The sequence below is a fragment of the Mesorhizobium sp. BAC0120 genome, from assembly GCF_033542235.1.
In the GTDB taxonomy this organism is placed as follows: Bacteria; Pseudomonadota; Alphaproteobacteria; order Rhizobiales; family Rhizobiaceae; genus JAWRCU01.
Genome location: NZ_JAWRCU010000001.1, coordinates 410,889 through 436,536 on the forward strand (window position 1 = coordinate 410,889; position 25,648 = coordinate 436,536).

Here is a 25,648-nt window from a genome sequence, read left to right on the forward strand (position 1 = left end):
TCCCCTATTCGGCCGGAACATGCGAGGAGGCCGTGAGAGCACGGCCTTCCTTCTTCAGCCGATATTCCTTGTAGGCCGCAATCAGCATGTCCTCGTCGCGGTATTGCGGTATCCAGCCGAGCTCGCGCTCGCCCTTGGAGACGTCGACCACACAGTCCTCGTCGGCGATCAGATACTGCTCGGGGTCCATGATCGGCATGTTCATGAGGTCGAGCAGATCGAGCGTGCGCTTCACCGCCCAGCCAGGCGTGGGCAGCAGGATCGACTTCGAGCCAGCATAGCGGATCAGGTCGCCGAGCAGCTTGCGCACCGGCGGCGGGTTGAGCGAGCCGAGATTATAGGCCTCGTTCGGCACGCCGGCCTTGAAGGCGAGCCGCGCGGCCTCGGCGCAGTCGAACACCGAGATGAACTGGTATGGGTTACGGCCCGATCCGATCATCGGCACCGGCAGGTTCCAGTCGATGAGCTTGAACAGCTTTTCCAAAATGCCGAGACGGCCGGGTCCGATGATGAGGCGTGGCCTGAACAGCGAGATGTTCATCCCGCGCCCACGCCAGACGGCCGCGATCTCCTCCGTCCGCAGCTTGGAGGCGCCGTACTCGCCAAGCGGCGCGACGGGGTGATCCTCCGTCATCGGCCAGGTCACTGTGTGGCCATAGATCATGTCCGTCGTGAAATGGACGAGCTTCGGCGCGCCGGCCTTATCCATGGCGTCGAAGATGTTCTCCGTGCCGTGCACGTTGACCGGCCAGAAGAAGTCATGGCGCTTGGCGCGCACCTGGATAGGCGACAGCATCTTGGCCGAGAGGTTGTAGATCATGTCGTCGGCCTTGATGCCGAGCGAGGCGACCGAGTCGGGATCGGTCACGTCGATGCGCTCGAAACGCACGTTTCGATAATGCGCAAGGTCGCTCCGCACGATGTCGGCCACGATCACCTCGTGACCATCGGCCAGCAGCTTCGGCGCGAGGTGGCGGCCGACGAAGCCGTCGCCGCCAAAAATGATGTGTCTCATTGGACGAGCTCGCTGGTTCGGGAAAGTTGCTGGGAAATGGATGCAGTCGTTTCCTCGTGCGGGCTTGCGCTCTCCTCGCGCGAGCGGCCGCTCTGCGCGATGAGCACCGTGCCGACGCAAATGAAGGTCAGTCCGGCGATGCGCCACGCGTTCACGTCCTCGTGGAAGACGAAGAACGCGAAGAGCGTCACCATCACATAGGCGAGGCTGAGGAACGGATACGCAAAGGACAGCTCGACCTTGGAGAGCACGTAGAGATGCGACAGGGTCGAGACGACGAACATCAGGAGCCCGGCGAAGACCCAAGGGCTGAAGATGATTTGCAGGACCTTGAGCGGCAGGCTACCGCCCACGAAAGAGACTTGGCCATAGGCGGTCATGCCGTGCTTCAGCATGAGCTGAGCGGCCGCATTCGTGGTCACCGTGAAGAGGATGAACGGAATATATCTCAGCATGTGCTCGTAACCTGAGTTCGTTCGGCCATATGCCCGCGATCCGACCCGAAAAATGTCTTGAGGCAATTTATCGGAGAAGACGCTTTATACAGTAGTTGCTGGCATTGTACTTTATGTTCATTCATTCCGCGGCTCTCACTTCCGTTCCGTGAGTTGCGTGCCCGAACATCTCGCCCGCAGTTCGCTGCCAGAAGCGGGAGATGAAGGCGGGGTCGCGCAGCGCCTCGAGGTCGCGCCAGTTCGGGAAGGACGCCGCGAAAGTCTCGGCATCCATCCGCGCATCCTTGTAGGGATTGACGGCGCCGCCTGCCTCGATCGTCAGCGCGTCGAGCTCTTTCAGAACGGCCAGCGTCTTGGCCCCGCGGTTCGGGAAATCCAGCGTGAGCGTGTATCCAGCTCTCGGGAACGAGATCAGGCCCGGCGAGCGCACGGAACCGAAGCGTTTCAGCACCGTGAGGAAAGAGCCCTGCCCTGCCTTCTTGGCCGTCGCCAGGAGTTCCGGAATGGCGTCGCGCGCGCTTTCCTCCGGCAGCACGCTCTGATGCTGGAAAAGGCCGCTCGGTCCGTACAGCCGGTTCCAATCGCCGACGCCGTCGAGCTGGAAAAAGAAGCGCTGATATGGCGCACCGTGCGGTTTCTGCGAGAAGCCCCTGAGGACGCGGTAGGCCCGGTTGAACACCTTCAGCACCGGCCGATTGAGCAGATTGACCGGCGGCTGGAAGGGAACCGAGAGTGATTGCCCCGGTCGCGTCGCCGAAACCGAACCGTGTTCGGCATGGTTGCCGGTCATCAGCAGTCCTCGTCCAGCGGAGCGCATACGTGCGAGCTGATCGATCCAGGCGACCGCGTATTCGTTGGCGAAATCGGCCTCCTCGACAAGGTCGAAGAACTCGCCCAGATCCCGGAAGGGCACGACCCGCTCCAGCACGTCGAGGGAGGATACCCGCATCAGTCGGATCGTGGCCGTCAGGATCAGCCCGGTCAGGCCGAGGCCGCCAATCGTTGCTGAATAGAGCTGCGGGTTGGTGTCGGGCGAGCAGCGGTAGGTCTTGCCGTCCGATCTGAGCAGCGTGAAAGCTTCGACATGGCAGCCGAAGGTACCGCGGCGGTGATGGTTCTTGCCATGCACGTCGTTGGCGATGGCACCGCCCAGCGTCACGAACTGCGTACCCGGCACGACCTGCGGAAAAAACCCATGCGGCGCGACGAAGGCGATGATGTCGGAGAGCAGCGCTCCCGCCTCTGCCTCTATGAGGCCGCTCAGAGGATCGAAGGCAATGACGCGGTTCATGGACCGCATGTCGATCAGGGTGCCCGCCGGGTTGAGGCACGAATCCCCATAGCTGCGTCCATTGCCATAGGCCAGCAGGCTGTCGGGACAGGCCTCACCCGCTCTGAGGCGCCTGACAGCTTCCGCCGCATCGATCGCGTCGGAAACTGGCGGGAAGACCCGTCCGAAGCTTTCCAGCCCTGCAGCCATCAGAACGTCGCCGCCACGAGCAGGATCGCGCCGATCAGGATCACGAGCTGACTGCGCCAGTCGCTGATGATGAAGACAACCGGGTCGTCATGCATCTCGTCGCGCCGGGCAAGGATCCAGATGCGCATGGTGAGGTAGAGGATGATCGGGGCGACGGGCCACATCATCCATGGATTTGCGTAGAGTTCCCTGACCGCCTTGCTGTCGATATAGAGCGCGAGCACCAGGGCCGATGAGAAGGCGGAGGCCATGCCGGCCTGTGCGATGATCTCCTGGTCCTCGACACGATAGCCGCGGCCGGCGATCCGTTGGCCCACGACGAGGTCGGGCGTGTGCCGAAGCTCGACGAAGCGCTTCACCAGCGCCAGCGACAGGAAGAAGAAGATCGAGAAGGCGAGCAGCCAGAACGAAACCGTCGTGCCGGTCGCCGCAGCGCCTGCAAGGATGCGCACCGTATAGAGCCCGGCAAGCGTCAGCACGTCGAGGAGAAGCCAGCGCTTGACCGACAGCGAATAGGCCGTCGTCATGACGAGATAGCCAGCGAGCGCCGCCCAGAACAACGGCGCCAGGAACGATGCCGTGACGGCGCTGAGGGCAACCAGAGCCGCGGCCGCCTTGAGGCCGAACGGGATCGAGAGCAGGCCGCTCGCAAAGGGCCGGTTGCGCTTGCTCTTGTGCCTGCGGTCGAGCGCGAGGTCGAAGAAGTCGTTGATGATGTAGACGGCCGAGGCAGCGGCACTAAAGGAAATGAAGGCGAGCAGGCAGGCGAAGACCATGCCGATGTTGAAATATTCGTGCGAAAGCACCATCGGCACGGCGATGAGCGTGTTTTTAGCCCATTGATGCGCGCGCAGCATCTTGAGATAGGTCTTCAAGGACGGCTTCGCGGTCTCGAACAGCTCAGCGTCGTGGGCCGCCTGCCAGCGCGCCGCCTGACGGTCGGGCGCCACGACGATCGACCGGCGTGCCACGTCGAAGCATTTGAGATCATGACGGCTGTTGCCGATATAGTCGAAGCCGCCATCGCCATAGGTCTGGACCAGGGCTGAGCATTTGCGCTGCGCGGTGAAGTTGTGCCTTCCCTCCGTCGCATGCACGGCGTCGAAAAGGCCAAGATGCGCCGCGATCGCCTCGGCGAACTTGCGCGGCGTGCCGGTGGCCAGCACGATGCGGCGGCCCGCGCGGCGTTCTTCCCGAAGCCTTCCGACGAGCGTGTCGCGATAGGGAAGGCTGGCTGGGTCAAGGTCGATACGGGCGGCGATTTCCTGCTTGAGCCGCGCCGGGCCGGACAGCAGCCAGGCCGGGATCAGGAAGAGGTACAGCGGGTTCTTGCGCAGGAGGAGGAAGACGCCTTCCCACAGGAGGTCGGTCGCGATCAGCGTGCCATCGAGATCGACTGCAAGCGGAATTGCGTTCTTGTCGGACCGCGCGTCCATCTCGTCTTCCACCCTCGCCCATATGGCGCCGCTTCAGGCCTCTTGCTGGGGCATATAGCGGGAAGAGAACGACGGATGGTTAAGCGCCACGCACCGGCAATTTGCTTAACTTGCTTTTCGAGATTCAACCTTAACGAGTGCTTATCTGAAAACATAAAAGGCCGGACAGGTCGTCCGGCCTTCAACAGGAGCGGAATGGCTCGGATTACTTGATCTTCGCCTTGCCGCCGGAAATTTCGACGGTTTCCGAGCCCGTCAGCGCCTCGCGGTCGCCATTGGGCAGCGTCACGAAGCAACCCGACGGACAGAATTCGACGGTCTCTCCGGCGCCGACCGCGAGCTCGGTCTGCGTACCGCCCTCTGTCACCAACAACGTGCGCGGTTCCGAATCGTGATTGGTCGCGCTCGCGGCGAACGCCTGGCCGCCAATGGCAACGAGCAACGCGGCCGCGGCACAGAGTTTCAGCATTTCGGTTCCGGTGTTTCCACCGCCCTCTTGTTGAGTCGGAAGAGCACTCCGCTCTCCGTTACGGCGACCTTATAGGAGAATGAAGCTGAACAGCAACTGAACGGGCTGTTCAGCAACATCTGTTCTTCCAGGCGCGAGTGCTGAACGGATTTGCGCTTGAACGGAACTTTTGCGACGAGAGCGTTTATGGCTCGACGATACCGGCCCGTCACCGATGCCTCGCCGGGACGAGGCGCGGTTTCCGCTCCTACGGTGCGTCTTCCAGACTGACATCGCTGGTATCCGGATCGGGCCGTCGAGCCCTCTTGCGCGGCGCGGGCTTGTCCGGCGCCGAGGGCGAACGCAGCACGGCCACCTCCGCCGGCGCGTCTCCCTTCGACGATGGAACCGTTTCGGGCGCGGCGGACGCTGCCGGGGGCGTTGCATAACGCGGATCGACAGCACGCGCAGCGGACGGGATTTCGATCCGTTCGCGGTGGAACGTTTCGAGGATCGCGAAGCGGATGTCGTTCTGAACCGAGATGCTGCTGAGGATGTCGGCGAGGAAGAAGCGCAGCTCGAACTCCAGCGCAGCCGGCCCGAAATTGAGGAAGACCACTGCCGGCTCCGGGTTTTTCAGCACCATCGGATGGCTCCGCACGATGCCATCGAGCACCTCGGCAGCGTGGCGCGCATCCGTGCCGTAGGCGACGCCGACTTTCAGGTCGATCCGGCCGAGCTTGTTGCGATGCGTCCAATTGCCGACCGACGAATTGATGAACTGCGAATTGGGGACGATGACGGTCTGGCGCTGGAAGGTCTCGATCTCGGTCGCGCGCACGCTGATCTTCTTGACGGTGCCGGATATGTCGCCGGCGACCACCCAGTCGCCGACCTTGAACGGCCGCTCCACGAGCAGGATCAGGCCCGATACGAAGTTGGACACGACGTTCTGCAGGCCGAAGCCGATGCCGAGCGAGAGCGCGCCGGCGACGAGCGCGATGTTGGAGAGGTCGATGCCGGCGGCGGAGATGCCGAGCAGGCCGGCAAGCAGTATCCCGGCATAGCCGACTGCCGTGCGGATCGAATTGCGCACGCCAGCATCGACACGCCCGCGTGCCATCACCGATTCGTCAAGCCAGCCCTTGAACCAGCGCGTCAGGAAATAGCAGACAAGGAATACGACTACGCCGGCAAATATGCCGATCACCGAGATCGTGACGTTGCCGATCCTTGTGCCGGTCGCCAGCGAATAGGCCCAGCTTCGGATATCACCCCACTGGAACCCCCATTGGAGGAGGATGAGCGGTACGCCGATCAATACGACGAGGACGTAAAGAACGATGCTCGCGGCAAGCGCGAGCTGGTCGAGCGTCGCGTCATCGAGCCCGAAGCGCTTCTGGATGCGCCGGCCCACCGCGCCGCTGGCCAGCGCACCTTCCTCGGCCACGGCACCGGCGGTAAGGAAGCCCACATACATCATCGACAGGATCGCGCCGGTGATGACGACCTGCTGCGACAGGAACTTGGCGAAGCCGACGTAACCGAGCAGCGCTGAGACTGCCATCACGGCACCTAGCGCTACGAACGCATATTTGGCGGGGCGCGGCCAGCCGCGCGGCGTGCCGTCGTCATTGCGGAACGGCCGCGCGAAACCGAACAGCATGACGAGAACGCCAACGAGTACCGTTGCGATCAGGCTTTCGGCCACGGTAAGCGAGAGCGGCGATCCCATCACGTCGTAGACGGAACTGAACAGGTAGTCGATCCCGGTGATGATCGCCATCGCCGCGACCAGCCAGAAGAGCCAGCGCGCGGCACCCGACTCGACCGCCACCAGCCGCCAATTGGGTAGAGCGGGCGCAAGCACGGCGCGCGCCAGATTCGTCACGAACGAGACGAGAGCGATCGTATAGAATAGCGCGATCACCATCTTGCTGATGTCGCCGCGCAGGACGTTGTAGAAATTGAGGGAGAAGTACGTGGCGCCCAGGAAGGCGACGACCGAGATCGAAGGCAACAGAGTCGACCAGAACGCGACCGAAAGCCGGCTGAGATAAGAGGGCGAATCCTGCGACGGGTCGGCTTTGATCACCCTGCCGAACAGCCTCCGCCCGCCGACAAGGGGAACCGCGGCACATAGAGCGAAGAAGGCGGCAGCCAGCAGCGAATTGAGCTTGAACTGCAGCACGAACCGCAACCAGGACCAGATCGTCCTCCTGAGCGCGCCGCTCTCGGTGGAATAGGCATCGAGGACCTCGCCGGCCAGCACATAGTCCAGGTCGTAGCGATGGGTCAGCAGCCGCGCGAACAAGTCACGCCTGAACACCGCGATTCGGTTCACCAGGTCGTTGACCCGCACGGAGAGGCCTTCGGCCACACCGAGCACAGCATTGATCTCGGCCTTTTCGGCAGTAAGCGCCGACCGCTCCTTGGCGACGATGTCCGGCTCGGCCGGCTGGCCGTCGCCCGGCGGCGGACCGAGCTGCTCGAGCCTGTTGTTGATCTCGGAGAGCCTCGGCCGGAACGCGAGGCCGCTCTGCAGGACGGCATGGCTGAAATCGTCGAGCTGGAGCTTGATCTCCACGAGCTTCGCATCGTCATCACGCTCGGCCGTTATCTTGGCCTCGATGTCGTCGAGCTGCTTCTTCAGCCCGTCGACGACCGTCCTTTGCTTGGCGACGACGCCGTCCGTCGCGGCAGCCTGATCGGCGGACTGCGCGAAGGCAGGCGCCACCAAGCCGGCGACAAGCAGGATCAAGATCAGGGCTAGGCGCCGCAGGACAGTGTCAAATCTGGTCACGAGCTCATTCTTGCACTGGCAAAACGGCCGAAAAACGGGCCCTTGATAAAGACAGGCATTTCGGGCGGCAATACCGATGACTCCGAGAAAGCTCCGCAAAGCTGTCCGACGGTTTGCGATAACCACCTACGGCAAACAAAGGAATCAAGCAGGCATTTGTGGGACGACTCGCTAATGCCTGCCCGGCCACCCACGCGTCGGTCTGTCGAAAAGCCATGGCGAAATATTGGCTTTGCCGTCCGAGACTGCTCTATAGTGTCGCGCATCTCTCGCAACGGACTTCCCCCGGCGCATGGCGGAATACTCGGCTTTCTCGCTTCTCAGAAACGCGCTTACCGGCAACCGCGACTGGCGGCCGGCCTGGCGCAAGGCAACACCAAAGCCTTCCTACGACGTCGTCATCATCGGCGGCGGCGGACACGGGCTTTCAACGGCCTATTACCTCGCCAAGGAACACGGCATTTCCAATGTCGCTGTGCTGGAGAAAGGCTGGCTCGGCTCCGGCAATATCGGCCGCAACACGACAATGGTCCGCTCAAACTACCTGCTGCCGAAGAACACGCATTTCTACGAGCATTCGATGAAATTGTGGGAAGGTCTCTCGCAGGACCTCAACTACAATGTGATGTTTTCGCAGCGCGGCGTGCTCAACCTCGCTCATACTCCCGCCCAGCTCGACGATTTCGCCCGGCGCGGCAACGCCATGCGACATTGCGGGGTCGATGCCGAACTGATGACGCGAGACGAGATCGCGAGGTTCGTCCCTGCCCTCGACATCAATGTCGGAGGCCGGTTTCCCGTTGCCGGGGGCCTGATCCAGCGGCGCGCAGGGACTGCGCGTCACGATGCGGTTGCCTGGGGTTATGCGCGCGGCGCCGACCGCCGAGGTGTGGACATTGTCGAAAATTGTGAGGTCGTTGGATTCTTGCTTGAGGGCGACCGGATCGTCGGCGTCAACACCTCGCGCGGCGAGATCAGGGCCAAGAAGGTGGCCGTTGCGGTCGCGGGCTCGACCGGCCGCGTCATGAAGCTCGCCGGTATCGAGCGGCTGCCGATCGAAAGCCACGTGCTGCAGGCTTTCGTGTCGGAATCGATCAAGCCGTTCATGGACACCGTGGTCACCTTCGGCGCCGGACACCTTTACGTGACGCAGTCGGACAAGGGCGGCATGGTCTTCGGCGGCGACATCGACGGCTACAACACCTATGCGCAGCGCGGCAATCTGCCGATTGTCGAGGACGTGATGAGCGAGATCGTGGCGCTGTTCCCTGGGCTCGCCCGGGTGCGGCTGTTGAGATCGTGGGGCGGCATCATGGACATGTCCATGGACGGCTCGCCCATCATCACCAAGGGGCCGCGGCCGGGAATGTATCTCAATTGCGGCTGGTGCTACGGCGGCTTCAAGGCCACGCCGGCCTCGGGCTGGGCCTTCGCCTGGACGATCGCCAAGGACGAACCGCATGCGATCAACGCGCATTACACGCTCGACCGCTTCCACCGCGGCATTCTGATCGACGAGAAGGGCCAGGGCTCGACGCCCCGCCTGCATTGATGCGGACCGCCGAAACATGCTGATCACCTGCCCCTATTGCGGTCCGCGCGACCTTGCCGAGTTCTCCTACCAGGGCGACGGCAACCGCCAGCGTCCCGACCCAGGCTCGACCGACCACGAGGCGTGGAATGCCTATGTCTATGACCGGCTGAACACCGCCGGCGATCATCGCGAGGTGTGGCAGCATTCCGGCGGCTGCCGTGCGCATCTTGCCGTCACACGCAACACTCTGACACACAGGATTTCCAGCGTGGCGTTTGCCCGCGAAGCCGGTCATCGCCCCCACGAGCGCAAGCACGGAGGTGAATCGTGAGTGCCCGCCGCGCCGCGTCCGGCGGGTTGATCGACCGCGACAAGACCGTCCGCTTCACTTTCGACGGGAGACCATATGTCGGCTTCGCCGGCGACACACTCGCTTCGGCCCTGCTCGCCAACGGCGTCACGCTGTTCGGCCGCTCGTTCAAGTACCATCGTCCGCGCGGGTTGCTTTCGGCAGGCATCGACGAGCCGAATGCGCTGGTGACGGTGCTGAAGGGCGACGTCCGCGAGCCGAACATTCCGGCGACGCTGCTGGAGATCCATGACGGGCTGGCTGTCGTCAGCCAGAATCGCTTTCCCTCGCTTGCCTTCGATGTCGGCGCCGCGAGCCAGCTCGCCGGCAAGCTGATCTCGGCCGGCTTCTACTACAAGACTTTCATGGGACCGGCGATCGGGCCCTTGAGGGGCACCCGCTTCTGGATGTTCTGCGAGCATTTCATCCGTCGCTCCGCCGGGCTCGGCCGCGCCGGCTTCGCGAAGGACCCGGCGCGCTATGAACGCATGAACGCGTTTTGCGACGTGCTCGTCGTCGGCTCCGGGCCGGCCGGACTGATGGCGGCCAAGGCGGCCGCGGAGCGTGGTGGACGGGTTATCCTTGCTGAACTTGACCAGCGTTTCGGCGGCTCGGCCAACTGGTCGGATGAGACGATCGACGGCATGCCGGCCTCGTCCTGGGCCGATCGCATGATCGACGAGCTTTCCGAGCGCGGAAATGTCCGCCTGCTCAATCGTGCGACCGTCTGGGGCTATTACGACGGCAATACGCTTGCCGCTCTCGAGCGCGTCACCGACCATAAGAGCGTCGGCGGCGTCGGCGAGCCGCGCCATCGCCATTGGGTGATCCGTGCCGGAGCAGTCGTGCTGGCGACGGGAGCCCTGGAGCGGCCGCTCGTTTTCCCGGGGAACGACCGGCCGGGCGTGATGCTGGCGAGCGCTGCCGAACGGTTCGCAAACGAGTTCGGCGTGCTGCCGGGTGAGAAGAGCGTGCTCTTCACCAACAATGACGGCGCTTACCGGGCAGCTGCGGCGCTGGCCAAGGCAGGTAGCGTCATCGCCGCGATCGTCGACGTGCGTGCTCAAATCTCGCCTGCCGCGAAAGGCCTGGCCGCCGAGGCGGGCGCTGAGCTGCTCGCCGGGCACGCCATCGCCGGCACTGAGGGCGGCCGAGCTGTCTCCGCGGTCAAGGTCCAGCCTTTCGATGCGACGAACGGCAAGCCTTTCGGCGACACCCGCACCATCCAGGCGGACAGCCTGCTCGTCTCCGGCGGCTGGTCGCCCGCGATCCACCTTGCCAGCCAGGCCGGCGGCAAGCCGCAATGGAGCGCCGAGCTGCAGGCTTTCCTGCTGCCCGATGCGACGCAGAACTGGATCGGCGCTGGTGCCGTCACCGGACGCTTCTCGACATCCGAGGCTCTGGCTCAGGGGCATGCCGCAGGCATTGCAGCGACCGGCGGACCGGAAATGCCGGTGTCCCTGCCCGACGTTGCGGCCCACGGTCTCGACCTGCGCCCCGCTCCGGTCCTGGAGGTGAGGGGCGAGGGCAAGGCTTTCGTCGATTTTCAGCACGACGTGACGGCCGATGACGTGCGGCTCGCGCATCGGGAGGGCTTCGTCTCGGTCGAGCATCTGAAGCGCTACACCACCCTCGGCATGGCGACCGACCAGGGAAAGACCTCCAATATTCCCGGCCTCGCCATCATGGCCGAGGCGCAAGGGGTGGCGATCGAGGATGTAGGCACGACGCGCTTCCGCCCGCCCTTTGCGCCGGTGTCGATCGGCGCGCTTGCTGCGGAACGGTTTGGCGACGTGAAGCCCGAACGGCTGACGCCGATGCATGATTGGCACGTCGAGCACGGTGCGACCATGTATGCCGCCGGCCTCTGGTTCCGGCCGATGATCTACGGAGAGCCTGGCGAGACGATCGAGCAGGCCTATGTGCGAGAGGCGCGCGCGGTGCGGAGCGCCGTCGGCATCGTCGACGTTTCGACGCTGGGCAAGATTGCCGTACAGGGTCCCGACGCTGCAACATTCCTGGACCGCGTCTACACCAACATGTTCTCCACGCTGCCTGTCGGCAAGGCACGCTATGGGCTGATGCTGCGCGAGGACGGTATTGCCTTCGATGACGGCACGACCTGGCGGCTCGACGAGAACGAGTTCCTGATGACGACGACCACGGCGAATGCCGGCAAGGTCATGCAGCATCTCGAATATTTCCTCGACGTGGTGTGGCCGGACCTCAAGGTGCACCTGACGTCCGTGACCGACGAATGGGCCGGCGCGGCGGTGGCCGGGCCGAAGTCGCGCGATGTGCTGGCCGCTTGCGTAACCGGGACGGCGGTGGACAACGCCGCCCTTCCCTTCATGGGCATCGTGCGCGGCGAGATCGCCGGCGCGCCGGTGATGATCTGCCGGCTGTCTTTCTCCGGCGAAATGGCATTCGAGGTCTATTGCGGAGCCGGGCATGGCACCCATGTCTGGAACGCACTGATGCAGGCCGGCAAACCGTTGGGAATGGTGCCCTATGGGCTCGAGGCGCTCGGCACGCTGCGTATCGAGAAGGGACACGTGACCGGCGCGGAGATCGACGGCCGCACTACGGCGCGCGATCTTCATCTCGACTGGATGCTCTCGAAGAAGAAGCCCTTCATCGGCTCCATGATGATGGACCGTGAAGGCCTGGCAGCGCCGGAACGTATTTCGCTGGTCGGCCTGGTGTCGCTCGACAATCGCCCGCTGAATGGTGGCGCCCATATCGTCGAAGAACTTGACGAATTGAGCCCGCATGACTCGATCGGCCATGTCACGGCAACCTGCTATTCGCCGGCGCTCGGCCGCTACATCGGGCTTGCTTTGGTGAAAGGCGGCAAGGCGCGGCACGGTACGCGCGCCTTCATCTCCGATCCGCTCAGGAAACGCTTCGGCCCGGTCGAGATTGTCAGCCACCATTTCTATGACCCGGAGGGGAGCCGGATGCATGGTTGAGCAGCAGTCACCGCTGGGGCCGGTCTGGAAGCCTGGAGCACACGGCAAGGTGCTCGGCGGGCCGGGTGTCGTGCTCGAGGAAACGCGACCCGGCTCGATCGTGCAGCTTGCCGCCTTCCCGGGCGAGGAGAAGGCGGTGATGGCCATCATCGCCGATGCGACCGGCCTAAGGCTGCCGGATGGCGCCGGCGCAGGCATGGCCTCTGGCGGCAAAGCTGCTTTCGGTTTCGCGCCCGGGCGTTTTCTGGTGATCGATCAGGAGGAAGGCCTGGCCGAGCGGCTGAAGCCGGTCGTTCCGGTCGCGGTCGGCACCGTCACCGACCTCTCGCATGGGCGCACGGCGATCCGGATTTCCGGCCCGAAGGCCGAATGGGTCCTGTCGAAACTATTCGCGATCGACTTCGCGCTGCCCGCTTTTCCTGAAGGCGCGGGCCGCTCGACAGTGCATCACGACATCTTCACGCAGGTGCAGCGCACGGGACCGGACGGTTTCGACCTCTACGTCTTCCGCTCCTTCGCCCGCTCATTCTGGACGACGCTCTGCCATGCGAGCGAGGACGTCGGATACGATATACGCTAAGGTTGGCAGCAAGCAATCATCTCTGGAACCCTCTGACCCTCTGCCGGTTCGGGCCGAGCGCGCGACTGCGGGCGCGGCCATCAACCGGACCAAGGAGGTCTCCATGGAAAATCATATTACGGAAGAAGCCAGAAACATATTCGTGGTTGGATTACGCAACGCCCACGCCATGGAGAATCAGGCACTGTCGATCATGAAGCCGCAGGTCGACAGCGTCGAGAACTACCCAGAGGTCGCTCAGCGTCTCGAGCAGCATGTCAGCGAGACCGAGGGGCAGATCAGGCGGATCGAGACCGTTCTGGACGATCTCGGCGAAGACAGCTCCTCGCTCAAGGACACAGCGCTTTCGGCAGTAGGGAGCCTGACTGCCATGGGCCATTCGATGGCAGGCGACGAGATCCTCAAGAACTCTTTTGCCAACTTCGCCTTCGAGAATTACGAGATCGCCGCGTATCGTTCCCTGATCACCTTGGCCCAAGATGCGGGGTTCGAGAATTCGGTGGGTCCGCTCAACGAGAATCTCGCCGAGGAAGAAGCGATGGCAAAATGGCTGGAGGACAATCTGCCGACTGTCACACATCGCTACCTCGAACTGTCCGAGGCAGGGCACATCGCCAAGGCCTGACGGAATCAGACGTCGAACGCTCGATACGCGGACGGACCTTCACGCAGTCCGTCCGTGGCTTTTCTCAAGCCTGAGGATCTGCACGCCTTGCGGCAGTTCGATCAGGAACTCCTCGTCCCTAGGCAAATGGTGAATGTTCGTCGGGTCGCCGCCGGTGAAGCGCGCCATCGCCTCGACGCTCTCCCAGTATGAGATCGTCACGAATTCGCTTTCCGTGTCGCGATCCTCGCGGAAGCTCTGAACGCCCAGTGCCTTCTCGATCAGTGGCTTGATGCCGACCTCGTAGTTGTAGGCCTCATACTCGTCGGCCTGCTCCCGCCTCGTACGGCCCCGCCAGATGCGGGCGATCGTCGGCTCCTTCTGTTGCTCTGCCATCGTCTCCTCTCCTCTGATGACCTAACCTCATATGGTCAGGCAGAACGCCGGAGGGACGGCATGGCTCCGCCGTTGCTGACACCCTCATGTCAGCAGCGGCAAGAGGCAGTGCTGCCGCCCCTGAGCGATGCCAGGATCATGCATTCGCGCCGCGGTCCGTCGTGAACTCGGCCCCGGTGACGCTGCCGGCTTCCGGGCCGGCCAGCCAGGCCACCAGCGACGCGACATCTTCGGGATCGCTGAAGCGCGGCATCGCCATCAAGGCGCGCTGTCCCTCCGCGTGCGGCCCGGTGGCCGGATTCATCTCGGTGTCGGTCGAACCAGGATGGACGACATTGACGGTGATCCCTTTCGGACCAAGGTCGCGGGCAAGGCCCTTGGTCATGCCGATCAGCGCAGCCTTGCTCAGCGAATAGAGGCTGAGGCCCTGGCCGGGCACGCGCACGGCCAGATTGGAGCCGATCGACAGGATGCGCCCGCCCTCGCCCATGTGGCCCGCGGCGACCTTCGAGGCGATGAACGGCGCCCGCACATTGATCGCGATCGTCTTCTCGAAATCCTCGTAGGTGAGTTGCTCGACCGGCGCCGCATGAAAAATCCCGGCATTGTTCACGAGGATGTCCAGCCGGCCGAAATGCTCGACAGCGATCTTCACGGCCTTTTCCACTGCTTCAGCGTCGAGGTTATCGGCCTGGATGGCGAACGCCTTCCGGCCCATCGCCTCGATATCCCGCACGACCTCCCCTGCCCGGCTCGCCGAAGCCGCATAGGTGATCGCGACGTCGGCGCCGTCGCCAGCGAGCCGCCTTGCGATCGCGGCGCCGATGCCGCGGCTGCCGCCCGTCACCAGCGCAACTTTGCCATCCAGTCGAGACATCTCATTCTCCGTTTATGTAGTGATCGATACATAAACCATGGCCGGCTTGCCGAAAGCAGTCAAGAGATTTATGTGTTGGTCGATACAAAAAAAGGAGCAGCGGATGGCGGAAAGGGGCCGGCCGCGCGCATTCGACCGCGATCTGGCGCTGCGGCGTGCAATGGAAGTGTTCTGGACAAAGGGCTACGACAACGCCTCGCTGGCGGACCTGACCTCGGCCATGGGCATCAATTCGCCCAGTCTCTACGCGGCTTTCGGGTCAAAGGAGGCATTGTTCAACGAAGCAATCGTGCTTTACGGCAAGGTCGAAGGTCCACAGATCTGGGATTCGCTCACGAGCGCACCAACCGCCAAAGAAGCGATTTCGGGCTATCTCCGCGCGACAGCCGCCACTTTTACACAGCCCGGCAAGCCGGCCGGCTGCATGGTCATACTGGGCGTCCTGAACATCAACGACGCCAATGAAGGCGTGTCACGCGCGCTGCGAGCCATTCGTGCGGAAAACCGCGAGGTGCTGAAGCAGCGGCTCGACGAAGGGATAGCGGCAGGCGAATTGGCCGCCGATCTCGACACCGCCAAGGTGGCCGCGTTCTATGTGACGGTCCAGCAAGGCATGTCGATCCAGGCGCGCGACGGGGCGAACCGCGAGACGCTGCTTGCCATCGCCGACAGCGCGATGGCGGCCTGGGAGCAGCTTGTCGGGTAGGACGGTTCACTAGTTCCCCGCATCGGGTTGACCGAGCGATATACGATCCATATACGGTTCGCATATTCGTTACTTCGAGAGGCGTCCATGGGCATCGTAAAAATCGACGACGACCTGCATGAGGAGGCCCGTCGAGCCAGCACAGTCATGTGCCGGTCCATCAATGCGCAGGCCGAGTTCTGGATGAAGATAGGCATGTTGGCTGAAGCCAATCCGACCCTGTCCTTCAACGAGATCGTGAAGATGCAGTTCGAGGCGTCACATCTGCGCCTCAAGGATTTGGCGATCGCCTGACATGGTAAAAACCCCGGACGAACTGGCGCTCATGCGCGTATCCGGCAAGATGCTGGCGTCCGTCTTCGAGATGCTGGACGGGCAGGAACTCTCCGGCAAGTCGACATTGCAGGTCAACGATCTGGTCGACCGCTTCATCACCGTGGATCTCGCCGCGCGTCCGGCCAGCAAGGGACAATATGGCTTCAAATACGTCCTGAATTGCTCGATCAATCACGTCGTGTGCCACGGCGTGCCCGATCCAAACGAGATCATTCGTGACGGTGATATCGTCAACTTCGACATCACACTCGAAAAGAACGGCTTCATCGCCGATTCGAGCAAGACGTATCTGGTCGGCAATGCCCCGCCCGCCGCGAGGCGGCTGGTTCGGGTCGCCCAGCAGGCGATGTGGAAAGGCATAAAACAGGTCCGGCCCGGAGCACATTTGGGGGACATCGGCTTCGCGATCGAACGGCATGCCAAAAGAAGTGGCTATTCGATTGTGCGGGAATACTGCGGGCATGGCATCGGCCGCGAGATGCACGAGGAACCGCAGGTGCTCAACTTTGGACGGCCGGGAACGGGCTTAAAGCTGCGTGAAGGCATGGTCTTCACCATCGAGCCGATGGTCAACCAGGGCACCCGTAAGGTCTCGACCGGCAGCGACGGCTGGACGGTCGTGACCAACGACCAGAAGCTCTCCGCCCAATTCGAGCATACGGTCGCCGTCACGAAGACGGGTGTCGAAGTCTTGACCCTGCGACGCGACGAGAGGCCGATGCTGGAAAGCAGATTGTGATTTCACCACCAGCTAGGGCGAGAACCTCACCCACTCCTCGAGCGGCGCGCGCTCGGTTTTGAGCGCATTCTCCGGCTTGGTGGCGTCCTCATAGCCGAGCGCCATGCCGCATACCACGATCTCCTCGTCGGGAATGCCGAGTATGGGGCGGATCTGACGATGATAGGGCGCAAACGCCGCCTGCGGACAGGTATGCAGTCCCCTCGCCCGCGCCGCGATCATGATGTTCTCGAGGAACATGCCGTAGTCGATCCAGGAGCCCTTGTTGAGGCGGCGGTCGATCGTGAAAAGCATGCCGACTGGCGCGTCGAAGAAGACGAAGTTGCGGTCGTGCTGCTCGCGCATGCGGTCGACGTCGCGCCGGCCGATCCCGAGCAGACCATAGAGGTCGAAGCCGACCTTGCGTCGGCGCATCAGATAGGGCTCGAAGAACTGGTCGGGGTAGTATTTGTATTCGTCCCAGACCGCCTTCTCGGCGCGTATCCCGGAGTTCAGGATCGCATCGGCGATCCTGCTCTTCGTCTCGCCCGAGGTCACATAGACCTTCCATGGCTGCATGTTGGTGCCTGAGGGGGCGCGCGAGGCGATCTGCAGGATCTCGCGGATCATCGCTTCGTCGACCGGATCAGGCAGGAAGGCGCGCACGGAACGGCGTGATGTGATCGCCTCGTCGACAATCGCCGTTTCGTCAATCTCGTCGAACTTGCTTTCGGGTGCGAGCATGGCGGCGCGGGTCCGTTTTCGGCCTGCCTTTGCACAACGGCCCGCAACACCGCAAGTAAATCTTGGCCGGCTGAAAAACCGCTTGAAAATTTCACAGATACCGTGCCAAATGAAATTCTACCAGATTATTTCACGAGGCCGATTTTGCCGGCAACAGCGGCTGAAACGATTGAAAACCATCCAAACACAGATCGCATGCTGGCGGCCGACATACGCGCGCTGCGCAAGGCGCGCGGCCTGACACTGGCTGAGACGGCAACAAGGCTCGGCCGCTCGATCGGCTGGCTTAGCCAGGTCGAGCGAGGCATTTCCGCTCCCTCGATCGAAGATATGCGGCGCTTCGCGGAGTTGTTGGATGTGCCGATCAGCCTCTTCTTCGCGCATGACGTGCCGAACGAGGCCGAGCGAGGAGTCGTGGTCCGTGCGGGCCGCCGCCGCTCTCTCGGCACCAGCGAATCGGGTCTGGTCGAGGAGCTCCTGTCGCCGGACCTCGGCGGCAGTTTCGAACTGCTTCGTTCGGTTTTCGCGCCGGGGGCAGAGCTCGGGAAGCCGGCACTGCGCGAGACGGAGGAAGCGGGCTACGTCGTTTCAGGCCGCTTCGACCTGGAGGTCGACGGCATCTGGCACAATCTCGGTGTGGGCGACAGCTTCCGCTTCAAGGCGAAGCCGTTCCGCTGGAGGAATTCGGGTGCTGAGCCTGCGGTCGTCATCTGGGCGGTCTCGCCGCCGGTTTATTGAGTTCGGGAGGAAGTCATGGCCGAATTTCCAACGACGGCCCGCGTGGTCATCATCGGCGGCGGCGCAGTCGGCGTCTCCGCGCTCTACCATCTCGCCAAGGCTGGCTGGACCGACTGTGTGCTCGTCGAGAAGAACGAGCTGACCTCCGGCTCGACCTGGCATGCCGCCGGCAACGTGCCGACCTTCTCGTCGTCTTGGTCGCTGATGAACATGCAGCGCTATTCGGCCGAGCTCTATCGCGGGCTGGCGAAGGCGGTCGACTACCCCATGAACTACCACGTCACCGGCTCGGTCCGGCTCGCCCACAGCAAGGAGCGGATGCGGGAGTTCCAGCGCGCCAGGGGCATGGGTCGTTACCAGGGCATGGCGATCGACGTGATCGGCCCGAACGAGATCAGGTCCCGCTATCCCTTCCTCGAGCTCGATGATCTCGAAGGTGCGCTCTATGACCTGAATGACGGGGACATCGATCCGGCACAGCTGACGCAGGCTCTCGCCAAGGGCGCACGCGACCTGGGCGCGACGATCCTGCGCTTCTGCCCGGTTACGACCGTGCGCCGTGACAAGGGCGAATGGATCGTCTCCACACCGCAGGACGACATACGCTGCGAAAATGTCGTCAACGCTGCCGGCTACCGGGCGAAGGAAGTGGGCAAGCTCTTCGGCCGCGACATCCCAATGATGGTGATGAGCCACCAATATATCTTGTTCGACGAGGTCCCCGAACTGAAGGCGTGGTCGACAGAAGTCGGCCACAAGCTGCCGCTGCTCCGCGATGTCGATACGTCCTGGTATCTGCGCCAGGAGAAATACGGCATGAATCTCGGGCCATATGAGAAGACCTGCCGCGCGCATTGGGCGAGCGACGACGACCCTATGCCGGAGGACTTCGCCTTCCAGCTCTTCCCGGACGACCTCGAGCGGCTCGAATGGTATCTGAACGACGCGATCGCACGCGTGCCGATCCTCGGCACGGCCGGCATGTCCAAGGTCATCAACGGCCCGATCCCCTATGCGCCGGACGGCAATCCGCTGATCGGGCCGATGCCCGGCGTGCCGAACGCCTTCGAGGCATGCGTCTTCACCTTTGGCATCGCCCAGGCCGGCGGCGCCGGCAAGGTGCTGGCCGAATGGGTGACCGAAGGCCGGACGGAATGGGACATGTGGTCGTGCGACCCGCGCCGCTTCACGAGCTTCGCTGCGGCACCGGACTATGCTGTTGCCAAAGGGCTCGAAGTCTACGGCAACGAATATGCGATCCACTTCCCGCGCCATGCATGGCCGGCAGCGCGCAATCGCAAACTCTCGCCGATCCACGACCGCGTCGCCGCGCTCGGTGCTGAGTTCAACGCCTACAATGGCTGGGAGCGCGCGACCTGGTTCGCAAAACCTGGCGACGATGTCTCGGAAGGGCCCACCCAGACCTTTCGCCGCGATGGACCCTGGCAAAAACGGATCCGCGAGGAGTGCCTTGCCGTGCGTGACGCGGCGGGCATCCTCGATCTCCCCGGCTTCTCGCGGTTCCGCCTGCACGGCGAAGGCGCGCGCGAATGGCTTTCGTCGCTGATCACCGGCATTGTCCCGAAACCCGGCCGGATCGGGCTCGGCTACTTTGCCGACGACGGGGGACGCATCGTCACCGAAATGTCGATCATGGCGCTGGAAGAGAACCTCTTCTTCCTGATCACGGCCGCGGTCGCCGAGTGGCACGACTTCGAGTGGCTGCAGAAGCATCTGCCGCAAGGCGCGAAAATCACGCTGGAAAATGCCACCGAGCGTTTCACCTGCCAGATCCTCTCCGGCCCCAAGTCGCGAGAGATCCTCGCCGAAGTCACCGATGCCGACCTGACGCTGCCCTGGCTCTCACACCAGTCCTGCAAGGTCGCCGATCGCTGGCTGCAACTGGTGCGCGTTTCCTTCGCGGGCGAGCTCGGCTGGGAGCTTCATACCAAGGTTGAAGACACCGCAACGGTTTTCGATGCCGTCTGGGCCGCCGGCCAGAAGCACGGCCTGAAGCCCTTCGGCATGTTCGCCTTGGATTCGCTGCGCCTAGAAAAGGGCTACCGCGCCTGGAAGCAGGACCTCTCAACCGACTACACGGTCTTGCAGGGCGGTCTCGAGCGCTTCGTCAAATGGGACAAGCCCGACTTCAGGGGTAAGCGTGCGCTCCTCAACGAGAAGCAGCAGGGCGTGACAAAGCGCTTCGTCACGCTGGTGATCGAGGATCCGGGCGAGTGCGACGCGCCGTACATGTCGACCTTGTGGCGCGACGGCGCGATCGTCGGCGAAACCTTGTCAGGAGGCTGGGGCCATCGTGTGGACAAATCGATCGCGCTCGGCATGCTGCGCGCCGATCTGGCAATCCCCGGCGAGCGCGTCGAGGTCGAGATTTTCGGCGAGCGCTTTACCGCCACCGTGCAGCCCGACAAGCCGTTGTGGGATCCGGACAACGCAAGGCTGAGGAGCTGACCAACTCCGCCTGGTATCAACGAACCCGATTTTCAGAGAACTCCATATGCCTTTCCCCTCTTCCCGCATTTCCGGCATCGTGCCTTCAGGCAAGGATGGCTGGGAGATCCATTTCGCCGCCTGGAACCGCAAGCAGGCCGGTGAAGACATCATCATGCTCTCGGTCGGCGACCATGATTTCGACACGCCGAGCGAGACGGTCGAGGCCTGCGTCAGGGCCGTGCGCGGCGGCCATCACCACTACACCCAGCTTCCCGGAATTCCAGCGCTTCGTGAGGCGATGGCGAAGGTCTCGACGCGCACGACAGGCGTGCCGACATCGGCAGATCAGGTGCTTGCGACGCCAGGCGGCCAGGCGGCGCTCTATGCCGCGGTGCAAGGCACGCTCGACCCCGGCGACCACGCCGTGGTGGTCGCGCCTTACTACGCGACCTATCCCGGCACCTTCCGGGCGGCCGGTGCCGATTTCACCGTGGTCGAGGCTGCTGCCGAGGACGGCTTCCAGCCGCGCGCCTCGGAGATCGAGAAGGCGCTGATGAAGAACTCGAAGGCGATCCTCCTCAATACGCCGAACAATCCGACCGGCGCCGTCTATTCGCGCGCATCGCTGGAGGCTATCGCCGACCTCTGCCGCCGCCGCGACCTCTGGCTGATGTCGGATGAAGTCTACTGGACGCTGGGCGGCGGCGAGCACATTTCGCCGCGCGCCTTGGAAGGCATGGCCGAGCGCACGCTCGTCATCAACTCGATGTCGAAGAGCCACGGCATGACCGGCTGGCGCATCGGCTGGCTGACCGGCCCGGTCGATTTCATCACGCTGCTCATCAGCCTCAACCTCGTCTCGACTTACGGCATCAACGATTTCATCAGCCACGCTGCGGCCGAAGCGCTCAATAGCGATTTCGGAGTGGAGCGGATCGCGGCTCTGTATGCGGGCCGGCGCAAGGTCTTCCTCGAGGCTATCCGCGGCATCAACAACATCGTCGTGCGCGGCTCGGAGGGCGGCATGTATGCCATGCTCGACGTGCGCGCGATCGAGCCGGACAGCGAGAAATTCGCCTGGAGCCTGCTTGCCGCCGAGAATGTGGCGGTGATGCCGGGCGCAAGCTTCGGCGACGCAGCCGAGGGGCATATCCGCATCAGTCTCTGCCAGCCGGACGACGTCCTGAAAGACGCCGCGAACCGGCTGCGCCGCTTCGCCTCGAGCTATGGGAGCAAGGCCGCTTGACCACCCTTCCGACCAAGGCCCGCGCCGTCATCATCGGCGGCGGCGTCTCCGGCTGCTCCGTCGCGTATCACCTGGCGAAACTCGGCTGGACCGACATCGTGCTGCTCGAGCGCAAGCAGCTCACCTGCGGCACGACATGGCACGCGGCCGGACTGGTCGGACAGCTGCGCGGTTCGAAGAACATGACGCGGCTCGCCAAATACTCGGCCGACCTCTACGTGAATCTCGAAGCCGAGACCGGCGTGGCGACCGGCATGCGCCAGGTCGGCTCGATCACCGTCGCGCTCACTGAGGAGCGCAAGCACGAGATCTACCGGCAGGCTTCTCTCGCTCGCGCCTTCGATGTCGACGTGCGCGAAATCTCCCCGGCCGAAGTCAAGGAGATGTATCCGCATCTCGAAGTCAGCGATGTTGTCGGGGCGGTGCATCTACCCCTCGACGGCCAGTGCGATCCGGCAAACATTGCAATGGCTCTTGCCAAAGGTGCCCGCCAGCGCGGCGCCCAGATCTTCGAAGGCGTGAAGGTCAGTGACGTTCACACCAGGGATGGCCGCGTGACCGGCGTTTCGTGGGTCAAGGAAGGCGAGCAAGGCAGAATTGACACAGACATCGTCATCAACTGCGGCGGCATGTGGGCGCGCGAGCTTGGGCAGCGGAACGGCGTCTCGATCCCGCTGCATGCCTGCGAGCATTTCTATCTGATCACCGAACCCATCCCGGGCCTCACGCGACTGCCGGTGCTGCGGGTACCCGACGAATGCGCCTACTACAAGGAAGACGCCGGCAAGATGATGCTCGGCGCTTTCGAGCCCAAGGCCAAGCCGTGGGGCATGGACGGCATCCCCGAGGATTTCTGCTTCGACCAGCTGCCGGAGGACATGGATCATTTCGTGCCTATCCTCGAAATGGGCGTGAAGCGTATGCCGATGCTCGCGACCGCCGGCATCCACACCTTCTTCAACGGTCCGGAGAGCTTCACTCCGGACGACCGCTACTATCTCGGCGAAGCTCCAGAGCAGCGCGGCTATTGGGTGGCCGCCGGCTACAACTCGATCGGGATCGTCTCCTCCGGCGGCGCGGGAATGGCTCTCGCGCAATGGATCAATGACGGGGAGCCGCCTTTCGATCTCTGGGAGGTCGATATCCGCCGCATGCAGCCTTTCCAGAAGAACCGCCGCTATCTCAAAGAGCGCGTGACGGAAACGCTCGGCCTGCTCTATGCCGACCACTTCCCCTATCGCCAGGTGGCGACGGCACGCGGCGTGCGGCGCTCGCCACTGCACGAGCACCTGAAGGGACGCGGCGCGGTGTTCGGCGAAGTGGCCGGATGGGAACGCGCGAACTGGTTCGCACGCGAAGGACAGGAGCGCGAATACCGCTATTCCTGGAAGCGCCAGAACTGGTTCGAGAACCAGCGCGATGAGCACCTGGCGGTCCGGAGCGGCGTCGGCATGTTCGACATGACCTCTTTCGGCAAGATCAGGGTCGAGGGCCGCGACGCCTGCTCGTTCCTGCAAAGGCTCTGTGCAAACGATGTCGACGTGCCAGCCGGCCGCATCGTCTACACGCAGATGCTGAACGAACGCGGCGGAATAGAAAGCGACCTCACCGTGACGCGGCTATCGGAGACCGCGTTCTTCCTGGTCGTGCCCGGCGCAACGCTGCAGCGCGACCTGGCGTGGCTGAGAAAGCATGTCGCCGATGAGTTCGTGGTCATCACCGACGTGACGGCCGCCGAAGCCGTGCTCTGCCTGATGGGGCCTAAGTCACGCGATGTGATCCGGCGTGTCAGCCCGAACGATTTCTCCAATGAAAATAATCCGTTCGGAACATTCCAGAATATCGAGATCGGCTATGGCATCGCGCGAGCCCATCGGGTCACCTATGTCGGCGAGCTCGGCTGGGAGCTTTATGTTTCGACAGACCAGGCAGCCCATGTCTTCGAGGCGATCGAGGATGCCGGCGGAGATTTCGGCTTGAAGCTCTGCGGCCTGCATACGCTCGATTCCTGCCGCATAGAGAAGGCGTTCCGCCATTTCGGCCACGACATCACCGACGAGGATCATGTGCTGGAGGCCGGCCTCGGCTTCGCCGTGAAGACAGCAAAGGGCGGTTTCATCGGCCGCGACGCGGTGCTCAGGAAACGCGACGAAGGGTTGAAGGCACGGCTCGTGCAGTTTCGGCTGAAGCAGCCCGAGCCCCTGCTCTTCCACAACGAAGCGATCGTGCGCGACGGCAGGATCGTCGGCACGATCACCTCGGGCAATTACGGCCACCAGCTCGGCGGCGCGATCGGCCTCGGCTACGTACCATGCCACGGCGAGAGCGAGACTGAGGTGCTCGGCTCATCCTACGCGATCGAGATCGCCGGCGAGCGCTATCCGGCGGAGGCATCGCTCAGACCGATGTATGATCCGAAGGCAGAACGGGTGAGGATGTAGGCTCCTTCCCTTCTCCCCGTTCTATGGGGAGAAGGTGGCCCGAAGGGTCGGATGAGGGGCGGCGCCGACGTCTGACAGATTGGCGCTGCCCCTCATCTGCCTGCCGGCATCTTCTCCCCGTAAACGGGGAGAAGAGGGCTAATCACGATCAAAACGCCCCCACCATCCTGCGCACCTTCTCCAGAAACGCCGCCCTGCTCTCGGGCGTCGAGGTGTCCATCAGGTAATGCGCGACGAACAGCGTCTTGCAGCGCTTGGCGCAATTGGCGCGGATGCCGCGCAGGATGGTCTTGCGGCCGGGATGGCCCATGAGGAACAAGAGCCACCATGGCGCGCCGCAAGTCGTGATGGCGCCGACCTTCCTGATGTGCCTCATGAGCGGCGTGATCATGCCGCCCTTGCCGAGCGTGAAGGCAATATCCGTTGCCCAGACCCGGTCGAACCAGCCCTTCAGCATCGCCGGCAGGCCGTACCACCAGGTGGGGTACACGAACAGGATCGCCTCGGCCCATTTGAGGCGCTCGATATGCGGCGCGAGATTTGGATCTGCAGGCGCCTTCTGGTTGTAGCTGCGCCGCTCGTCGGCGGGCATGACGGGATCGAAGCGCTCGGCGTAGAGGTCGATCAGCCGCGTCTCATCGCCTCTTGCACGGAGAGCCTCGATGACCGTGTCGCGTATCGCTGCACAAAAGCTCTCAGGCACTGGATGGCAATAGACGACCAGAACACGCATCAAAAGGCGTCCATCGCCGCCTTCACCTTGGCCATGAAAGCCGTTCGCTTCCGGTCCGTCGAACGGTTCATATCATAATGCGCGAGATATTTTACCGGTGCCCCGGGCTTCACCGTCGCGCGGAGCATGCGATTGATGATCATGCGTGGCGGATCGCCCATTATGACGGCCCGAAGGCGGCTGCCGCCATAGGTGGTCACGGCAGCGACTTTGACCACGTTGTGAAGCATCGGGCGTGACTTGCCGTTGACCATCTTAAACGAAACGCCAGGCAGGAACACGCGGTCGAAATAGCCCTTGAGAATGGCCGGAAAGCCGTAATTCCAGACCGGATAGGAAAGCACCAGCGCATCGGCTCTGCGCACGCGCTCGACATATGCTCCGACACAACCGACATTGTCGGGGACGTCATGATAGGCGAGCCGCTCGGCCCGCGTCAGGCGCGGATCGAAATCCTCGGCATAGAGATCGCAGTCATCGACTGTGTGGCCCCTGGCCGTCAGACGTTCGACGATCAGCTGGTGCAGCCTGCCGTTGAAGCTCGATTCGACAGGATGGGCGTAGAGGACCAGGACGTTCACGGAAC

The 25,648-nt window shown here is 63.2% G+C and carries 23 protein-coding genes; 12 read left to right on the top strand and 11 right to left on the bottom strand.

Annotation, left to right across the window (positions count from 1 at the left end; genetic code table 11):
- Positions 1-4: 4 nt before the first annotated feature.
- From SAZ10_RS01890 to SAZ10_RS01915, 6 genes are all read right to left on the bottom strand, one after another.
- The gene (locus tag SAZ10_RS01890; protein WP_318607460.1) at positions 5-1,015 is read right to left on the bottom strand and encodes an NAD(P)-dependent oxidoreductase; all 1,011 of its coding nucleotides are present in this window, start codon (positions 1,013-1,015) and stop codon (positions 5-7) included.
- Positions 1,012-1,467 carry a transporter gene (locus tag SAZ10_RS01895; protein WP_318607773.1) on the bottom strand — a complete coding sequence of 152 codons (456 nt, stop codon included), beginning with the start codon at positions 1,465-1,467 and terminating at the stop codon, positions 1,012-1,014. Before SAZ10_RS01895 ends, SAZ10_RS01890 begins: the two co-directional genes overlap by 4 nt.
- Positions 1,468-1,591: 124 nt before the next feature.
- Positions 1,592-2,950: an FAD-binding oxidoreductase gene (locus tag SAZ10_RS01900; RefSeq protein WP_318607461.1), complete on the bottom strand. Its 1,359-nt coding sequence runs from the start codon at positions 2,948-2,950 to the stop codon at positions 1,592-1,594.
- The gene (locus tag SAZ10_RS01905; RefSeq protein ID WP_318607462.1) at positions 2,950-4,386 is read right to left on the bottom strand and encodes a UbiA family prenyltransferase; all 1,437 of its coding nucleotides are present in this window, start codon (positions 4,384-4,386) and stop codon (positions 2,950-2,952) included. The genes SAZ10_RS01900 and SAZ10_RS01905 overlap by 1 nt, the downstream gene beginning before the upstream one ends.
- 205 nt (positions 4,387-4,591) lie before the next feature.
- Entirely contained in the window at positions 4,592-4,855 is a 264-nt protein-coding gene (locus SAZ10_RS01910) for a hypothetical protein (RefSeq protein WP_318607463.1), read from the bottom strand.
- A gap of 247 nt (positions 4,856-5,102) precedes the next feature.
- Entirely contained in the window at positions 5,103-7,637 is a 2,535-nt protein-coding gene (locus tag SAZ10_RS01915; protein ID WP_318607464.1) for a mechanosensitive ion channel family protein, read from the bottom strand.
- 292 nt (positions 7,638-7,929) lie between these two features.
- Between SAZ10_RS01915 and SAZ10_RS01920 the strand changes: the two genes are divergently transcribed.
- The 5 genes from SAZ10_RS01920 (at position 7,930) to SAZ10_RS01940 (ending at position 13,697) form a co-directional block, all read left to right on the top strand.
- Complete coding sequence (locus tag SAZ10_RS01920) at positions 7,930-9,189, top strand: sarcosine oxidase subunit beta family protein (protein WP_318607465.1); 1,260 nt, start codon at positions 7,930-7,932, stop codon at positions 9,187-9,189.
- A gap of 16 nt (positions 9,190-9,205) precedes the next feature.
- Entirely contained in the window at positions 9,206-9,502 is a 297-nt protein-coding gene (locus SAZ10_RS01925; protein WP_318607466.1) for a sarcosine oxidase subunit delta family protein, read from the top strand.
- On the top strand, positions 9,499-12,492 hold the full coding sequence (locus SAZ10_RS01930; protein WP_318607467.1) for a sarcosine oxidase subunit alpha family protein: 2,994 nt from the start codon (positions 9,499-9,501) through the stop codon (positions 12,490-12,492). The genes SAZ10_RS01925 and SAZ10_RS01930 overlap by 4 nt, the downstream gene beginning before the upstream one ends.
- The gene (soxG, locus tag SAZ10_RS01935) at positions 12,485-13,072 is read left to right on the top strand and encodes a sarcosine oxidase subunit gamma family protein (protein WP_318607468.1); all 588 of its coding nucleotides are present in this window, start codon (positions 12,485-12,487) and stop codon (positions 13,070-13,072) included. The genes SAZ10_RS01930 and soxG overlap by 8 nt, the downstream gene beginning before the upstream one ends.
- Positions 13,073-13,175: 103 nt before the next feature.
- On the top strand, positions 13,176-13,697 hold the full coding sequence (locus tag SAZ10_RS01940) for a ferritin-like domain-containing protein (protein WP_318607469.1): 522 nt from the start codon (positions 13,176-13,178) through the stop codon (positions 13,695-13,697).
- Between the two features lie 39 nt (positions 13,698-13,736).
- Here the strand turns inward: SAZ10_RS01940 and SAZ10_RS01945 are convergent, their stop codons facing one another.
- Entirely contained in the window at positions 13,737-14,072 is a 336-nt protein-coding gene (locus SAZ10_RS01945) for a hypothetical protein (RefSeq protein ID WP_318607470.1), read from the bottom strand.
- A gap of 136 nt (positions 14,073-14,208) precedes the next feature.
- Positions 14,209-14,949, bottom strand: coding sequence for a 3-oxoacyl-ACP reductase family protein (locus tag SAZ10_RS01950; protein ID WP_318607471.1), 741 nt, complete (start codon positions 14,947-14,949; stop codon positions 14,209-14,211).
- Positions 14,950-15,052: 103 nt separating this feature from the next.
- Here SAZ10_RS01950 and SAZ10_RS01955 point away from each other — a divergent pair, with 103 nt between their 5' ends.
- The 3 genes from SAZ10_RS01955 (at position 15,053) to map (ending at position 16,730) form a co-directional block, all read left to right on the top strand.
- Complete coding sequence (locus SAZ10_RS01955; RefSeq protein WP_318607472.1) at positions 15,053-15,655, top strand: TetR/AcrR family transcriptional regulator; 603 nt, start codon at positions 15,053-15,055, stop codon at positions 15,653-15,655.
- Positions 15,656-15,742: 87 nt separating this feature from the next.
- A complete protein-coding gene (locus SAZ10_RS01960) occupies positions 15,743-15,949 on the top strand; it encodes a ParD-like family protein (protein WP_318607473.1) in 207 nt (68 codons plus the stop codon).
- A 1-nt stretch (position 15,950) separates the two neighbouring features.
- Positions 15,951-16,730, top strand: a complete 780-nt coding sequence (gene map / locus SAZ10_RS01965) for a type I methionyl aminopeptidase (protein ID WP_318607474.1) — start codon at positions 15,951-15,953, stop codon at positions 16,728-16,730.
- A gap of 12 nt (positions 16,731-16,742) precedes the next feature.
- Here the strand turns inward: map and SAZ10_RS01970 are convergent, their stop codons facing one another.
- Entirely contained in the window at positions 16,743-17,453 is a 711-nt protein-coding gene (locus tag SAZ10_RS01970) for a nitroreductase (protein ID WP_318607475.1), read from the bottom strand.
- A gap of 195 nt (positions 17,454-17,648) precedes the next feature.
- Here SAZ10_RS01970 and SAZ10_RS01975 point away from each other — a divergent pair, with 195 nt between their 5' ends.
- The 4 genes from SAZ10_RS01975 to SAZ10_RS01990 are packed head-to-tail and all read left to right on the top strand — an operon-like array spanning position 17,649 to position 24,329.
- Complete coding sequence (locus tag SAZ10_RS01975; RefSeq protein WP_318607774.1) at positions 17,649-18,191, top strand: XRE family transcriptional regulator; 543 nt, start codon at positions 17,649-17,651, stop codon at positions 18,189-18,191.
- Between the two features lie 15 nt (positions 18,192-18,206).
- Complete coding sequence (locus SAZ10_RS01980; RefSeq protein ID WP_318607476.1) at positions 18,207-20,660, top strand: FAD-dependent oxidoreductase; 2,454 nt, start codon at positions 18,207-18,209, stop codon at positions 20,658-20,660.
- 46 nt (positions 20,661-20,706) lie between these two features.
- Positions 20,707-21,888, top strand: a complete 1,182-nt coding sequence (locus SAZ10_RS01985) for a pyridoxal phosphate-dependent aminotransferase (RefSeq protein WP_318607477.1) — start codon at positions 20,707-20,709, stop codon at positions 21,886-21,888.
- Positions 21,885-24,329 carry an FAD-dependent oxidoreductase gene (locus SAZ10_RS01990; RefSeq protein ID WP_318607478.1) on the top strand — a complete coding sequence of 815 codons (2,445 nt, stop codon included), beginning with the start codon at positions 21,885-21,887 and terminating at the stop codon, positions 24,327-24,329. The genes SAZ10_RS01985 and SAZ10_RS01990 overlap by 4 nt, the downstream gene beginning before the upstream one ends.
- 148 nt (positions 24,330-24,477) lie before the next feature.
- Here the strand turns inward: SAZ10_RS01990 and SAZ10_RS01995 are convergent, their stop codons facing one another.
- Positions 24,478-25,062 carry an NAD(P)H-dependent oxidoreductase gene (locus SAZ10_RS01995; protein ID WP_318607479.1) on the bottom strand — a complete coding sequence of 195 codons (585 nt, stop codon included), beginning with the start codon at positions 25,060-25,062 and terminating at the stop codon, positions 24,478-24,480.
- Positions 25,062-25,643 carry an NAD(P)H-dependent oxidoreductase gene (locus SAZ10_RS02000; protein WP_318607480.1) on the bottom strand — a complete coding sequence of 194 codons (582 nt, stop codon included), beginning with the start codon at positions 25,641-25,643 and terminating at the stop codon, positions 25,062-25,064. Before SAZ10_RS02000 ends, SAZ10_RS01995 begins: the two co-directional genes overlap by 1 nt.
- Positions 25,644-25,648 lie beyond the last annotated feature (5 nt).